Consider the following 16,562-nt stretch of genomic DNA (forward strand, 5'->3'; position numbering starts at 1 on the left):
GCGGCATAAAAACTGCCACCAGTTTCTCGTATCTGGTGGCAGAAATAGTTTTTATTTTTTTGATTGTCTACTTGACGGGAAGCAGTTCATATATACGGAAGAGTGTTTTTTGTGTTATAATCATCTTATTTGATATTCATAACAAAAAGTCAATGGGAGTTTATAGAATGCATTTAAAAAAGATAAAATCAGCAATGCTGATCGCAGCAATTATAAGCACAACGTGTTTTAACAGTGGTCTGGCATATGCATCAGAAATAGATAACAGCCAGCAGACAGAAGGCAGTCAGGAAGCTGGAAATCAAAGCGGTACGGGAGATGAAGATTCACAGGACAAGCCGGAAGATGATAAATCTGATGAATCGTCCGATGAGTCTGAAGATATAAGTGATAGTGAAGAGCAGCCAGATGACGAAGCTGACGAAACTATGCCGGAGCAGGGCGGGGAAGATGCCCCGTATGGCATGAAGATTAATCTGCTGGAAGAACCATTTGGTGTTACGAAAGAAAAGATGTCCTTCAGTTGGGTGGATGCATCCGTGAATGATATGGAGATACAGAGTGCGTATCGTATTGTAATATCTAAAAGAGAAAACGACGTGGCAGAAGGAACATATATGTATGATACTGACTGGGTAGAGAGCAGCCAGAATACAGCAGTACAGTATGATCTTTCGCAGGTTCTGGCAGATAATGAGCTGTATTACTGGCAGGTGCAGATTAAAAATGCAGAAGGTACAGAAAGTTCTTTGTCAGAAGCACAGGCATTCACGACATCCGTGGGTAATGCGTGGGCGAATAAAAATGCGGTCTGGGGTTCGAATGGCCAAAAAACAGTCATGCTGAGAAGCGAAGTTAACAGGCCTCAGAATGTTGAAAAGGCGGTTATTGCTGTGACTGCATCTCCATCAAGTAAAACGCGGCAGTACATTTATAATCTGTATGTGAATGGAGAAGAAATTGGTGTAGGACCGGCAAGACAGAATGATTCTATTTTGTACTATAGTACATACGATATTACAGATATCCTGCAGGAGGGAAACAATGTTATAGGATTGGTTAACTATTCTGAAGAAAATGCAGGAGTATTATGCCAGCTTACTTATTATTATGCTGACGGATCACAGCAGATTGTGAATAATTCCGGAAGGGACAGTGTAGCATGGAAAGCATTTAATGCGGATTCAGTATATATTGGTTCAGACACAGCTTCCATCGGTACGTCATATTATACGGCCAAAAAGGATAATATAGATATGACGCGTTATCCGGATGGCTGGAAGAGTACAGGATATAGCAATAAGAGCTGGACAGCAGTTTCTAAGAAGAATGTTTTGTCTGCATTAACACTGCAGCCTTCTCAGACGGATAATATGAAACACTATGAGGTTCAGCCGGTTTCGGTAACTGCTGTTGGAAATGGATCATATCTGGTTGATATGGGAAAAGAAATTGTTGGATCACTGAAACTGAACCTTACTGCCAGCAGAGAGTCTGTTGTATTAGAATATGGTGAAGAACTTCAGGCGGACGGCAGCGTAAAGTATAAGATGAACACAGGTAATCAATATCAGGAAAAATGGACATTGAAGTCAGGTGCTCAGAGTATTACAGGGATTGGAATGAAGACCTTTCGGTATGTACTGATCAAAGGATGCAGTACACCGCTTACTACAGACAATGTAAAAGGACTTCAATTAAGACAGGCATTTGACGAGGACGCTTCGTCATACACATCATCTAACAGTACTTTGAATGATGTATATGAATTCTCCAAGTATACGAGTAAGATTTCTAATCAGGACGTTTATGTGGATACACAAAGCAGAGAACGTAAGCCGTATGAAGGAGATGCGCTGATCACGGCTATGACAAGCTATTCGTATTCGGCGTCATCGACGCTTGCAGGATATTCAGCAAAATATTTGTTGACGCACACAACTTGGCCGGCAGAATATTCGTTATATAATATTATGATGGTATATGAAAATTACATGTATACCGGGGATAAAAGAGAACTGGAAAGCAATTATCAGATGCTGAAACAGAAAACACTGGAACAGTATTATGATCCATCAATGGGATTGATGGCAGAAGTAGTAGATGGAAGTGTTTCGGGACAGAAAATTATGGTGGACTGGCCTGAAACAGAGAGGGATGGATATAAAATTACGGATGCGTATTATAATACTGTGTTTAATGCGGTATGTGCAGGCGGCTATGATGATATGGCACGTATTGCAGAGGTGCTGGGCTATACTGGGGATGCGGAGTATTACCAGGGACTGGCAGATACAATTCGAAGTAATATGATACGGAAATTATATAATGCAGAGAGCGGAAAGTTCTATGACGGCTTAGATAATCAGGGGAATGTAGTAGAACACTCTGCACAGCATGCGACATCCTATGCACTTGCATTTGGTATTTATACAGATCAGAATATGGCAGATGCGATGGCAGAGTCTATTGAGAATGATGATGAAATACGAATGAGTATCTATAGTGTGTATTTTCTACTGCAGGGACTTTACAGAAGTAATCACGGTGATCTTGCACGAAAGATTATGAGTAATTCGGAAAGCCTGCTGGGAGTCCGCAGCTGGGGATATTTAATGTATGGACTGGGAGCTACTGCGACGACGGAGGCATGGAACAGTAAATTGAAATCAAATATGAGTCTGTGCCATGCATGGGGCAGTGCGCCGGGAAGTATGCTGGTACGTGGAATGTTTGGTATTCAGCCGACATCGGCAGGTTTTGATACATTTCAGGTAAAAGTCCAGCCGGGAGGCGTGAAAGACGGAAATGTCAAAGTCCCTACACTGAAAGGTACAATAGAAGCATCATATTCTTTAGATGGAGCCGGCGGAATAAGTGGTACGGTCACAGTTCCATCTAATTCTGTATGCGAGCTGGCAGTGCCGTCAGATAATTCTGAGAGCGGCATATATGTAGATGGTGAGGCGACTGAGAGTATATATGAAGATGGATATATCAAGTGTACGGTTCAGCCGGGAACACATAGTTTTTCTTCAAGTACCAGTGCAGTAATTGATGGTTCGGAATGGACGAAGACAGATGCAGTCTATAGCACATATGCAAAGTCAGAATGGTCAGAAAAGGTGACAAACGGCATAGAATCAGGAAAATTATCAAGTAAGATCGAGTCGGTCAAAGTCAGCCTGCGTAATCAGAAAGAATCGGGAAGCATTGAGTATGCGGTTTATGTTCAGGGAACAGGATGGCTTGATTGGACGGGAGAAGACAGCGAAAGCGGAGAACCGGGAAGCGGCAAGAGAGTAGAGGCTTATAAGATCAGGCTTACCGGCGGGCTGGCGGAACAATATGATGTCTATTACAGGGCGTATGTACAGAGTTCGGGATGGCTCGACTGGGCTTCAAATGGAGAACCGGCAGGTACATCCGGATATTCAAAAGAAATGTACATGATCCAGATAAAGCTGGTGAAAAAAGGAGAAGAGGCACCGGGCAGTACGGCATTTGCTTATAAAACAAAAGAGAAAGTACTTTCATATTCTACTCATGTACAGAGCTATGGATGGCAGGCGTCTTGTAGTGATGGTGAGGTATCAGGAACGGTAGGCAGTGCCAAACGATTGGAAGCAATTAAGATATCACTGGGCAATACCGGCGTGTCAGGAGGAATCAGTTACTGTACGCACGTGCAGAGTTATGGCTGGCAGGGATGGAAATCTGATGGTCAGATGTCGGGAACCAGCGGGCAGGCCAAGCGTCTGGAAGCTATTAAAATTAAGCTTACCGGAGAAATGGAAGAACAGTATGATGTATATTATCGTGTTCATGTGCAGAGTTTCGGATGGCTTGACTGGGCAAAGAATGGAGAAGCGTCTGGAAGCGAGGGGTACGGTAAACGTCTGGAAGCAATTCAGATTAAACTGGTGAAAAAGGGAAGCGCGGCACCAGGTGATGTGAAGGACGTATTCCGAAAAGCGGCAATAGGTTACCGCACGCATGTGCAGAGCATTGGATGGCAGAGTTACAGATATGATGGAGAGATGAGCGGAACCAGCGGGAAAGCGAAACGTCTGGAAGCAATTCAGATTAAGAAAATAAATACAGATATAAGCGGGAACATCGAATATCGTACTCATATACAGAGTTATGGCTGGGAAAAGAGCTGGAAGAAAAATGGTGCTATGAGTGGAACCAGTGGTCAGGCAAAACGTCTGGAAGCAATTCAGATCCGTCTGACCGGGGATATGGCAGAACAGTATGATGTATATTACCGTGTACACGCACAAAGTTACGGGTGGCTTGGATGGACGTCAAATGGTGAATCGGCAGGTACGGAAGGATTGAGCAAACGTCTGGAAGCGATAGAAATTGTGTTGGTGAAGAAAGGCGGTAAAGCACCGGGAAGTACAAAAGATGCGTTTATAAAGAAATAATAACAAAGAGAGGATGGGACATTAAAAGTAGTGTTGGATCCTCTTTTTGCGTATGAAAATGCCGGAAAAGACAGGAGCCGGTCTCGTACTTGCCTGTATCTGCAAACAATGTTATAATGACAAATAGCGTAAAAAAGATAGGAATAGTTTATATAAATGAAGACAAAACAGAAATCAATATCCATTAATCTAATAGCAAACAGTATTAAGACTTTGATGGGAATAATATTCCCGTTGATCACATTTCCGTATGCATCAAGAGTGCTGGGAGCAGCAGGAATTGGAAAAGTAAATTATGCAAGTTCGATTATTTCGTATTTTTCAATGTTTGCAGCCTTGGGAATATCAACGTATGCGGTACGTGAGGGAGCAAGAATACGGGATGATAAAGAAAAATTCAGTAAATTTGCGAAGGAAATGCTCAATATCAATCTGTGCACAACTGTCATTTCATATCTGGCACTGTTGATTTTTTTGTCGCTTCCAATATTGGGAAATTATAAGAAACTTCTGGTAATAAGCAGTGCTACGATTGTATTTACAACAATTGGTATGGAGTGGCTGTTTACTATTAAAGAAGAATATGCATATATAACGAAAAGAGCGATTCTGTTTCAATGTATTTCTTTGGTCTGTCTGTTTCTGCTGGTGAGAAGTAAAGAAGATTATTACTGGTATGCGGCGCTTACTGTGATCTCAGCGGGCGGCTCTGCTATTTTAAATTTGATTTATTCGCGTAAGCTGGTGAATTGGAGACAGTCAGGAAGATTAGAATATAAAAAGCATTTAAAACCAATACTGCTTATATTTGGAACCAGTGTTGCATCAAGTATTTATATGACAATGGATACTACAATGCTGGGAGCGATGCGGGGGGATCAGGCTACTGGTGTTTATACAGCGGCAGTGAAGATTAATACGGTTGTCAGTACGATGATCGGAACAATATCTGCAACAATACTTCCGAGAGTTTCTTATTACATAGGTAATGGCTTGAAAGAAGAATATAAAAAGCTGATGAAAGTATCGGTAGATATGCTGATGATGATAGCAGTCCCGGCAGTGATTGGAATGATGTGTACAAGTGATATTCTTATACTGCTGTTCAGCGGCAGGGAATTTTTATCCGGCAGTATGGCGGCAAAGATTTTATCAGCAAAAGTTATTGTCGGTGCAGTGAATCGTATTCTGGCTTATCAGATATGTATTCCGCACAAAAAGGATAAGGAAGTGCTGATTGCGACAGTCAGTGGAGCTGTGTTTAATCTGTTTGGGAATATGGTATTAATTACATATCTTGGGGTGACAGGTGCGTCAATCGCTACATTGTTATCAGAAGTGATCGTATTTATTGTGCTGACGTATTTTACCAGAAAAATATTTGCTATGAAATCTATGTATACACGCGGCTTTTATTATCTGCTGGCAAGTATTTGGTTCTTCGGTGTAAGATATCTGCTTGATAAAATGGTGTCCGGAGTGGTTGTAACTTTATTTGGAACGGTAGGAATATGTATAGCCGGATACGGTATAATCTTGCTCATCGCCAGAGATGCTTATCTGTTGGAAGTCATCAATCAGATTAAGAAAAAGATTAATAATTTTGTGGGGAAATAATAGAATGAAAATTGTTTTTGTGATATTGCATTACCATGCAAAAGAAGAAACGATAAAAAGTGTCGCATCTATTCAGGAGAAGACAGATGTCGAGGAATATAAGATTGTCATTGTTGATAATGCGTCAAAGGATGGCTCGGGAGAATATCTTAAGAAAAAGTATGAAGCTGATGAGCATATTACTGTGCTGTTGAATGAGCAGAATCTGGGATTTGCCAGAGGAAACAATGTGGGATTCCGATATGCAAAAAATACATGGGATCCTGATTATATTGTGCTGATGAACAATGATGTCTATTTGTTGGATGATGATACCGTGAGTAAGATTGAGCAGGAGTATCAGCGAAGTCAATTTGCGGTTCTGGGACCGATGATTTATACGGTAGATGGAAGATGTAATATCAATCCGATCCGTCTGCAGCCTATGACAAAAGCAGAAGTCGAAAAAGAAATCCGGATATATTCTAACAAACAGAAATTATATCATTATCATTTGGATACATTAAGAGATTTTTACAGGAGAATAAGGCCTGTAAAAAAGAAAAAGTCATATAAAGTATTTATAGAGCGTATGGAACATGTGCAGTTACATGGATGTTTTATGGTCTTTTCGCGTAAGTATACAGAAAAGTTTGATGGGCTGGATGACCGGACGTTTCTGTACAGGGAGGAAGCGATTCTGTATAAGCATATGTGTGAGAATTCATTGAATTGCGTGTATCTGCCGGATATTCATGTATTTCACAGGGAAGATGCATCGACAGATACAATTGTTAAGACTGACAGAGAACGGGTGATTTTTGAAATTTCTCATCATTTGAAATCACTAAATGTATTGAAAAAAGTATATGAATCTTATGAAGGATCAGGGGGAGGAAAATAAAGCAAATGTCTATGTTAGAGGAAGATCTGCTGAAGCTGGCAGATAGTGATATAGAATGGAAAAAATATGAGAACCAGTCTGCCCTGGTAACGGGAGCTACGGGAATGGTTGGATCGCTGCTGGTCAGAACGCTTGTATATCGCAACCGGAGACACGGCAGTAATATCAAAGTTATCGGTCTGATCAGAAATGAGGAAAAGGCAAGAAAGCTGTATGGAACATTGTATGGCACAGGAGAGATTACATTTGTGACAGGAGACGTGAATGAAAAGACTGATATTCCGTTTGAAGTTGATTATATTTTTCACACAGTCAGCGTCACCGCGTCTAAAATGATGGTGGAACATCCGGTAATGACAATAGAGACATCCTATACAGGTACGAAGAATATGCTGGATCTTGCGGCCCGCAAAAAGGTGAAAGGCATGGTTTATGTATCTTCTATGGAAGTGTACGGAAAGCCTGATCCGGAGCTGCAGTATGTTCATGAAGGGGATCTCGGATATATCGATCTGACAAATGTCAGGAGCAGTTATTCTGAAGGCAAGCGTATCTGTGAATGTCTGTGTACGGCATATGCGTCAGAATATAATGTCCCGGTAAGATCTGCAAGACTTGCGCAGACTTTTGGAGCGGGTATATTGGAAAATGACAACAGAGTATATGCACAGTTTGCCAGAAGTGCGATTCAGAAAGAAGATATTGTGTTGCATACAGATGGAACGTCTGAGGGCAATTACTGCTATACAAGGGATGTAGTGAAAGCGTTATTGATTCTTGGATATGCAGGAAGAGCAGGAGAGGCATATAATATCGTGAATGAAAAGTCACATATGCAGATCCGTGAAATGGCTGAAATGGTAACAGAGCAGATTGCGGGCGGAGAGATAAAAGTAGTATATGACATACCGGAATCTGCAAAGGTATATGGATACGCACCGCCAGTTAAGATGCATCTCAGTGCAGACAAAATGCGGGAACTCGGCTGGGAGGCTGAAGTTGATATGAAAGAAGCATATCTGCGGATGATGCATGATATGACTGAGTAAAGGAGATTACGGTGGATAAGATCAGTGTTATTATACCGATATATAAAATCAAAGAAGAATATTTAAGAGCATGCATTGAAAGCGTGCAGAAGCAGACATATTCGAATCTGGAAATTATTCTGGTAGATGACGGCTCTCCGGATCAGTGTGGAGAGATTTGTGATGAATATCAGAAAGCAGATAGTAGAATCGTGGTGATCCATCAGAAAAATCAGGGGGTTTCAGCAGCAAGAAATCATGGGATAGAAGAGGCTGCTGGAACGTGGATTGCATTTGTAGATGCAGATGACTGGATTGAGCCGGATATGTTAGAAAAAGCTTTGAGAAAAGCGGAAAATGAACAGGTAGATATGGTGGTCTGGAATCTGTTTTATAATCTTCCGGATGAACAGAAAGTCCGGCACAACTATTCCAAATCTATCACGGTGAAAGATCCGGAACTGCTTGAAAAGATTAATCTGAATTTCTTGAGAACGATTTCTTTAAATAAGAATGAGATTCGGATTCCAACGCTGGAAAGTCCGACCTGCCATATATTTAAAAGCGGAATCATCAAACAGCATATGATTCAGTATGATACAAGCTTAAAGCAGGGCGAGGACAAGCTGTTTAATTATGAATATCATATGCATATACAGTCATTTGCATATATCAATGAGCCGTTGTACCACTATCGTCAGTATATGGAATCAACAACGCATACATTTTTTGCGGGAAATGCAGATACTTCAACGAGAATTTTAAAGAAATATTATGCATTAGAACCAAGAATCAAAACAGATGCTAAATATCGGAATACGTACAATGTACGCGTGGGAATGATTGCATATTTTTTGATTGGGAAATATTTCCTGAATCCGAATAATACGCTTCCTGGTAATAAATTTCAGGAATTTAAAGCATTGATGAGAACTGAACCATGGAAGAGTGCTATTCCGCAGATGGATCTCAGGGAAATGTCATTGTCTGTGAATAAGGTGAAGTTCTGGATGTTGAAGCATGGACTTCACAGAGGCGTGTTTGCGTATTACAGACTGACCAAATTAGTGAAGAAGTTAGTGAGGATATAGTATGCTCGGACCGAAAGTTAGTGTTGTGATCCCGGTATACCGGGTAAAAAAAGAATATTTTGATAACTGTATATTAAGCCTGCTTCATCAGACGATGCAGGAAATAGAGATTATAATTGTCTGTGACGGGGCAAAAGCAGAATATGTAGATTACTGCAGAGAGTACCAGAAGAAAGATGACAGGATCATGGTACTTGAACAGCAGAACAGCGGTGCGGCGGTTGCAAGAAATAATGGTATCGCTCATGCCGGTGGAAAGTATATTACGTTCGTTGATGTGGATGACTGGGTTGAACCAGAATACTGCCAGTTCTTTTATGATACATTTGAAGCAAATGAAGATGTTCAGATTATTTCTTCAGCTGCTTTTCTGAACCGCAGTGAGAAGGAGGTTAAAAATCCATTTTGGCCGGGAAAACGTCATATTTTTGAAGGAAAAGAAAAAGAACAAGTGGAATTACAGGCAATTTATAAAGAAGCGGCGGAATTCGTACCGCCGTTTGCAACGTTTGGTACAACCTGGGCTAAAGCATATCGGCTTGAGTGGCTGAAGCAGGAGAATTTAAGATATGAACCGGAACTCCGCAGAGGACAGGATACAGTATTTAATCTATATGCGTTTGAAAGAGCAGAGAAGATACTTTACGTAGAGCAGTATCTATATCACTATCGAACAAACGAAGATTCTACAGTTAATAAGTATACGGATAATGTGATTGAGATACTGGATCGTATTGCGCGTCATATATATGGATATATTACCGAGTACCACAAAGATGAACGGTTCTATAAAGCATATTACAATAAAAAGATTCAGCTTTTAGTGCAGTCAATGAACTGTGATTATCTGCACAAAAATAATCCAAAATCATATTCTGCGAAGCGGAAAGAGTTAAAGGCTGTTATTTCTAAAAGAGAATATAAGAAGTTTTTCAAGAATGCTGATAAGTCAAAACTTCCGATCACGAGGAGAATATATTGGATGCTGATCAGATACAGAGTGGTTGATTTGATTTTTCTGGCAAATAAAATTTACAGTTAATTGTGGCCAAGGAGGTGCTTTTATGAATTATGCGGTAATATTTGCAGGCGGAACTGGAACGAGAATGAACACGAAGACAAAACCAAAGCAGTTTCTGACTTTGCATAACAAGGAAATTATTATTTATACACTGGAACATTTTCAGAATCATCCGGAGATTGAGGGAATATCCGTTGTATGTATAGAAGGATGGATCGATTATCTTAAGGGGCTTGTTCAGAAATATCAGCTGGATAAGGTGAAATGGATCGTGCCGGGAGGCACAACCGGACAGGAGTCAATATTTAATGGATTAAATGCGATGCGCGGGAAGATTGATGAAGATTCTTATGTGTTGATCCACGATGGCGTAAGACCGGTGATTGATGCAGAATTAATCTCGGAAAATATTGCGGTTGCAAAGGAAAAAGGGAATGCAGTAACTGTGGTTGCGGCTACAGAGACGGTTATGCTTGTAAATGAGGAAGGAGAACTTGCGTCGAGTGTTAACAGACATGACTGCCGGTTTGCAAGAGCGCCTCAGACCTATCGCTATAAAGAGCTTCTTGCAGCTCATGATCGTGCGCGGGAGGCAGGTATCAATACGTTTATAGATTCTGCAACTATGATGCAGAAAGAAGGATATGCATTATATCCTGTTATGGGAAGACCGGAGAATATTAAGATTACAACTCCGGTAGATTATTATACTTTCAGAGCAATTGTAGAAGCTCAGGAAAATTCACAGATATTAGGTCTTTAGACACAATAATGCCCTCTGTCATGAACGACAGAGGGCATTGTAATATCAAACATATTAATCACGGGCAAATATATCACGGGTATATACTTTCTCATGTACATCATTCAGTTCGCTGTTGTAACGGTTAGCAAGAATGACATCCGCATTTCTTTTAAATTCGTCCAGATTATTGATGACTTTTGAATTGTGAAATTCGGAGTCAGACAATGTTGGTTCGTATATAATGATTTCTATACCTTCGCCTTTTAACCGTTTCATAACGCCTTGAATGGAAGACTGTCTGAAGTTATCGGAATTGGATTTCATGGCCAGACGGTAAATGCCGACAGTTTTAGGATTCTTTCTTAATACCTGCTCTGCAATAAAATCCTTTCGGGTCCGGTTGGCATCGACGATCGCGTGCATGATCTCGTTTGGAATATCCTGATAGTTGGCCAGCAGCTGCTTGGTGTCTTTAGGAAGACAATAGCCGCCATATCCAAAGGAAGGATTATTGTAATGGGTTCCTATGCGGGGATCCAGACACACACCGTCAATGATCTGCTTGGTATCCAGGCCTTTCAATTCAGCGTAAGTATCCAGTTCGTTAAAATATGATACACGCAGTGCCAGATAAGTGTTAGCGAATAGTTTGATCGCTTCGGCTTCTGTACAGTTGGTTAAAAGAACAGGAATATCGGATTTGATGGCACCGCCTGCCAGAAGGCCGGCAAAAACTTTAGCTTTTTGCTGCAGAATGCTGTTACCTTTTGGTGATCCGACTACGATTCTTGAAGGGTACAGATTATCGTACAGCGCACGTCCTTCCCGTAAGAATTCAGGAGAGAACAGGAAACGGCAGTTTGGATAACGCTTGGTTATCTGTTCGGTATATCCTACAGGCACGGTTGATTTGATGACAATTACAGCTTCGGATGCGGAAATGTCAGCTTTCGCGATGACATCTTCTACGGAAGAGGTGTCAAAATAGTTTTTGTCCGGATCATAATTCGTAGGTGTCGATATAATAATATAGTCTGCATCGGATATTTCATCATTTAAGGAAGTACCGCATCTGAGATTTAATTCTTTATGTTGTAAAAAGTCTTCAATCTCAGGATCACGTATCGGCGAGATGTGATGATTCAGTGATTCTATGCGAGCTTCATTAATATCATATGCAACTACTTCGTTATGCTGTGCTAATAGAACAGCATTAGATATTCCGACATAACCCATTCCGGCTACGATTATTTTCATTTTTAACTCCATTCTCCACAATAATATGTGGTATCAGTATTATTTTAATGCTATAGATTATAGCATTTTTTTGATATAAGGGCAAATGCTTAGAGCTTTCCGGAGACAATATAGCGTGCGGTTTTCTCACAGGCATGTCCGGTTTCGTAACTTCCGAGATCCGTGAAATGCTTCCTGACATCCTTCAGGTATGTTTCTTCGTTGAAGGAATGGATATTCTGAATCAGTTCACTGCCGGATTCTGCCAGCGGGAACGGCCAGCTGTGGATGTCAGAATAGAAGCCGCGTTTCAGGTCATAATGGTCAAGGTCGGACGCGTATAAGAAACATGGCTTATTTGTCAGTGCGAAATCCCACATAGAAGAGGAATAGTCGGTCACCAGAATATCGGAGGCGTACAGCAGTTCCTGCATATCAGGATATTGTGAGGCATCGATATATTCAGAACTTTTTCCTAGCTGATTTAATACAAAATAGTGCATTCTGAGAAGAAAGAACCAGGAACCGCCAAAACGGTCTTCCAGAGCGGTTTTTACCTGCCGGAAGTCAAAAGCATAGTCAGATGCTGCCTTTGATGCGCGGTAAGTAGGTGCATACAAAAGGATATGGGAATCTTCCGGAAGATGATAGAAAGTCCTGATCTTCTGGATCAGTTCCGGATGATCCTGATTTACTAATATATCATTTCTCGGCATTCCGCAGGAAAGGATCTTTCCGGTGTGCTGAAAACTCTGGCGGATCGTCAGATCAGAAAATGCCTTTGAACTGGATATATAGGTGCATGGGATCCTGCGGGCAAGTGCAGCACGGGTCTGCTTACCGGCAGTTTCTTTGTTATAAGAAGCGCCAACCTTTTTATAAGCTCCGCCGCCGTGCCAGGTGTTGATATAGACCTGGCGTTTCATAACAGGAAACCAGGATGGTATCTCTGAATTGGTTATGATGTATTTGGAAGTGAGGCATGTCCTGAGAAACGGAAGTGACAGGTATTTTACTAATTTAATATTTTTTTTGTGAAGATATCGGAATTGTTCCGGGTTATTAAAAGCCCAGACAATATCGTACTCCGGGTAATGCGCCTGCATGTATTCTGAGATGTATTTGGGATTGCATGAATACTGTGCGCCAAAATAGCTGAAGAAAACGATTCTTTTTTTATGAAATGGTCCGATAGAAAGAACTTTTAAAACGGACCGAAGTTTGGGGGCTATAAAGGTTTGAAGCTGATCTAACATAATAATTCCTCCTCGTGTTCTGCGGTATTAATGATCATCCGCGTATAAGAACGCCAATATTTTAACATATTTTTAAGAGAAGAACTATAGAAAACGCTTTTAATTTGCTTTTTGTTATGTAGTTAGTTATAATGTTTGAGTAATATTAGAAAGATAAATAAAGAAGGTATAATATGAAAGTAGATCAATATTATGATGAAGATACATTAAAAAAAGTACAGGCAGTTCAAAAGCAGATTCTGAAGGATGTCCAGGCAGTGTGTGAAAAGAATGAGATTGATATATTTTTACTGTTTGGAAGTGCATTAGGAGTCGTAAGGCATCATGGATTTATTCCATGGGATGATGATATTGATGTCGGAGTGTTTAGGGAAGATTTCCCTAGATTGAAGCATGTACTGGAAGCAGAGCTTGGAGACAAGTACGAATTTCTGACATGTGAGACGAATGGATCATATGCATGTACAGTAACCCATTTTCAGAAAAAGGGGACTAAGTTTGTATCCAGAGATGCGGCGGATTGTGATTATGTTCCAGGGATTAATATTGACTTTTTTGTGTTTGATCATTTGGCAGATGGGTTCCTTGCAAGGAAGATCCAGTTTGCGGAAGCGTGGTTTTTAGGACGCCTTCTGTTCCTGAGTGGAAAGGGCACGCTGTTTATACCATATACCGGCAGGAAGAAGCAGATTGTAGAGGCAGTCTGTGGTTTTGTGCGCAGAAGTATGAGACTGTTTGGAATCACGCCGATCAAGGTTTATCATCAGTTTCAGAAAGTATCTCAGCGCTATAACTATAAACAGACAAAATACATTGCTTCTTTTGAGCCGCCAAAGTCATGGCTGAATGCATGTAGAAAAGAAGAGATGTATCCGCTGAAGAAGATGCCGTTTGATGAGTTTGAAGTGTATGTTCCGGGGAATGTACATGAACATCTGAAGACATTGTTTGGAGATTATATGAAGCTCCCGCCGAAAGAAAAAAGGATGAATCATCGTCCGCTGATCATAGATTTTGGAGAATAATATGGGTAAAAAATATTGCATATTTGCGGCTCAGTTTCTGCCACATATGGGCGGAATTGAGAATTACACGTATAACATATCAAAGGAATTAATACGAAGAGGGAATCAGGTCGTTGTTATTACTAACAATACAATAGACAGCCCGATACATGAAAATATCGAAGGAATAAAAGTACTTCGGTTTCCATGCTATAATTTTATAAATGGAAGATTTCCGGTTATGAAATTAAATAAAGATTTCTGGAAGATCCACCGATATCTGAAAAGACAGGAGTATGATATTGTTGTGATTAATGCAAGGTTCTATCTGCATTCTATTTATGCGGCGGTTTATGCGAAGTGCAAAGGCATCAAGAGTATCTGCATTGAACATGGCACCAGTCATCTGTCTGTGCATAATAAGTGCCTGGATTTTATCGGCGGAGTGTATGAGCATATGCATACATTTGTGTTAAAAAGAGTATGCAGAGATTATTATGGTGTATCGGAGGCATGCTGTGCATGGTCGAAGCATTTTCATATTACGTCCAAAGGCGTATTGTATAATGCGGTTGATCTTGAGAAGATTGAAAAGCTGAAAGCGCAGGCAGGCAGAGATTTCCGCACAGAATATAAGATAAAAGACGATGCTGTTGTGATTGCATTTACCGGAAGGCTTTTAAAGGAAAAAGGCATCTATGAATTGATAGAAGCGGTTGAACGGTATAATCATACACAGAATGAAAAAGTATATTTGCTGCTTGCCGGCGAAGGGGAAGAAATGGACTATGTAAAGCGGCACCAGTCAGAATACATTGTTCCATTGGGAAGACTGAAGTTTGAAGATATTATATCATTATTGGTTCAGTCGGACATTTTTTGCCTTCCATCGGTTTCGGAGGGCTTTTCTACGTCTGCATTAGAGGCGGCTGCATGCAGCTGTTATATTATAACAACAGAACGCGGCGGCACGAAGGAGCTTGTGGCAGGAGAAGAGTATGGCGCTGTAATGCCGGATAATTCTGTGGAGCATATATACCGGGCAGTTGACAGGGCGGTCCGGGATGCGGAATTAAGAAAAAAGGGACAGGAGCTGTGCTATAATAGGCTGAAAGACAAATTTACATGGCAGCATACAACGGATAACTTAGAGAGGATAGTTCAAGAGTAATTATGAAAAAATTGATCATTATTCCTGCTTATAATGAGGAAAGTAATATTGAAAAGACGGTCACATCGATCCAGCAGAATGCACAGGGATTTGATTATGTGATCATCAATGACTGTTCTGCGGATCGGACAAGACAGATCTGCGAAGAAAATGGTTATAATATTGTGAATCTTCCAATCAATCTTGGAATCGGCGGTGCAGTACAGACAGGATATAAATATGCACTGGAACACGGCTATGATGTGGCGGTACAGGTGGATGGAGACGGACAGCATGATCCGGAGTTCTTAAGTGTCATGGCAGAGCATTTGATGGACAATGGACTGGATATGGTAATAGGTTCCAGATTTATCGAAAAAGAAGGATTTCAGTCATCTAAGCTCCGCCGGATAGGAATTGTATTCTTTTCAGGATTGATCACGGTTCTTACAGGCACGAAGATCACAGATCCTACATCGGGACTGCGGATGATCGGACGCAATGTAATGGCACTTTTTGCATCGGATTATCCAAGAGATTATCCGGAACCGGAGAGTGTGGTAGCTGTGCTCCGAAGAAATATGAAAGTAGAAGAGATTCCTGTTGTGATGAAAGAGAGAACGGGCGGAGTTTCTTCTATTTCTATGAAAAAGTCGGTTTATTATATGATTAAAGTTACGCTTGCAATCCTGATCGAGCGTATCAGAAAGTACTAAAAGGTGAGGATATGAATATAAGAATTCAAATCATAATTGGAATTATCGTAGTGATGGCGTTATGCGTGATTGTTAATATGATTCGGAAGAAAAGGCTGGAACTCAGATATGCGCTTGCATGGCTGATCGTAGGCGTGGGAATATTCGTGCTAGACTGTTTCCCACAGCTGATCACATGGATGGCGAGAACACTGGGGATTGCCAGCCCGATCAATATGCTGTTTTTCCTGGGATTCTGTTTTTCGTTGATGATTATTTTTGTATTGACGGTGGCGGTGTCCAGAGCATCTATCCGCATTAAAGAACTGGCACAGGCACTGGCTTTATATGAGAAGCGGATGGACGAAAAGAACGATAGTAAAAACGACTAGAAAGGAATATA

The 16,562-nt window shown here is 40.9% G+C and carries 13 protein-coding genes; 11 read left to right on the forward strand and 2 right to left on the reverse strand.

The genetic code is table 11. The features are described from left to right. Positions 1 to 167: 167 nt before the first annotated feature. The 7 genes from OCV65_RS08070 to OCV65_RS08100 all read left to right on the forward strand — a co-directional run bounded on the left by OCV65_RS08070 (position 168) and on the right by OCV65_RS08100 (position 10,836). Positions 168 to 4,433, forward strand: a complete 4,266-nt coding sequence (locus OCV65_RS08070) for a family 78 glycoside hydrolase catalytic domain (RefSeq protein ID WP_262581628.1) — start codon at positions 168 to 170, stop codon at positions 4,431 to 4,433. A gap of 156 nt (positions 4,434 to 4,589) precedes the next feature. Beyond that, positions 4,590 to 6,050: a flippase gene (locus OCV65_RS08075; RefSeq protein WP_262581629.1), complete on the forward strand. Its 1,461-nt coding sequence runs from the start codon at positions 4,590 to 4,592 to the stop codon at positions 6,048 to 6,050. 4 nt (positions 6,051 to 6,054) lie between these two features. After that, positions 6,055 to 6,933 carry a glycosyltransferase family 2 protein gene (locus tag OCV65_RS08080; protein WP_262581630.1) on the forward strand — a complete coding sequence of 293 codons (879 nt, stop codon included), beginning with the start codon at positions 6,055 to 6,057 and terminating at the stop codon, positions 6,931 to 6,933. Positions 6,934 to 6,938: 5 nt separating this feature from the next. Then, positions 6,939 to 7,982, forward strand: coding sequence for an NAD-dependent epimerase/dehydratase family protein (locus OCV65_RS08085; protein ID WP_262581631.1), 1,044 nt, complete (start codon positions 6,939 to 6,941; stop codon positions 7,980 to 7,982). Positions 7,983 to 7,993: 11 nt separating this feature from the next. Further along, positions 7,994 to 9,052 carry a glycosyltransferase gene (locus tag OCV65_RS08090; RefSeq protein ID WP_262581632.1) on the forward strand — a complete coding sequence of 353 codons (1,059 nt, stop codon included), beginning with the start codon at positions 7,994 to 7,996 and terminating at the stop codon, positions 9,050 to 9,052. Position 9,053: 1 nt separating this feature from the next. Next, the gene (locus OCV65_RS08095) at positions 9,054 to 10,094 is read left to right on the forward strand and encodes a glycosyltransferase (RefSeq protein WP_262581633.1); all 1,041 of its coding nucleotides are present in this window, start codon (positions 9,054 to 9,056) and stop codon (positions 10,092 to 10,094) included. A 22-nt stretch (positions 10,095 to 10,116) separates the two neighbouring features. Continuing rightward, entirely contained in the window at positions 10,117 to 10,836 is a 720-nt protein-coding gene (locus tag OCV65_RS08100) for an IspD/TarI family cytidylyltransferase (protein ID WP_262581634.1), read from the forward strand. 54 nt (positions 10,837 to 10,890) lie between these two features. On the opposite strand, the gene OCV65_RS08105 is transcribed toward OCV65_RS08100, so the two are convergent. Together OCV65_RS08105 and OCV65_RS08110 are read right to left on the reverse strand one after the other, a co-directional pair. Next, positions 10,891 to 12,075: a nucleotide sugar dehydrogenase gene (locus OCV65_RS08105; RefSeq protein WP_262581635.1), complete on the reverse strand. Its 1,185-nt coding sequence runs from the start codon at positions 12,073 to 12,075 to the stop codon at positions 10,891 to 10,893. An 89-nt stretch (positions 12,076 to 12,164) separates the two neighbouring features. Beyond that, entirely contained in the window at positions 12,165 to 13,310 is a 1,146-nt protein-coding gene (locus tag OCV65_RS08110) for a CDP-glycerol glycerophosphotransferase family protein (RefSeq protein WP_262581636.1), read from the reverse strand. Positions 13,311 to 13,483: 173 nt separating this feature from the next. Here OCV65_RS08110 and OCV65_RS08115 point away from each other — a divergent pair, with 173 nt between their 5' ends. From OCV65_RS08115 to OCV65_RS08130, 4 genes are read left to right on the forward strand one after another with little or no spacing between them, the layout of a single operon-like run. Further along, entirely contained in the window at positions 13,484 to 14,335 is an 852-nt protein-coding gene (locus OCV65_RS08115) for a LicD family protein (protein ID WP_262581637.1), read from the forward strand. Position 14,336: 1 nt separating this feature from the next. After that, the gene (locus OCV65_RS08120) at positions 14,337 to 15,485 is read left to right on the forward strand and encodes a glycosyltransferase family 4 protein (RefSeq protein WP_262581638.1); all 1,149 of its coding nucleotides are present in this window, start codon (positions 14,337 to 14,339) and stop codon (positions 15,483 to 15,485) included. Positions 15,486 to 15,487: 2 nt separating this feature from the next. Further along, positions 15,488 to 16,180, forward strand: coding sequence for a glycosyltransferase family 2 protein (locus OCV65_RS08125; RefSeq protein ID WP_262581639.1), 693 nt, complete (start codon positions 15,488 to 15,490; stop codon positions 16,178 to 16,180). Positions 16,181 to 16,191: 11 nt separating this feature from the next. Then, on the forward strand, positions 16,192 to 16,551 hold the full coding sequence (locus tag OCV65_RS08130) for a DUF2304 domain-containing protein (RefSeq protein ID WP_262581640.1): 360 nt from the start codon (positions 16,192 to 16,194) through the stop codon (positions 16,549 to 16,551). The last annotated feature ends 11 nt before the right edge of the window (positions 16,552 to 16,562 follow it).

Source organism: Dorea ammoniilytica (assembly GCF_025567415.1).
GTDB lineage: Bacteria > Bacillota > Clostridia > Lachnospirales > Lachnospiraceae > Claveliimonas > Claveliimonas ammoniilytica.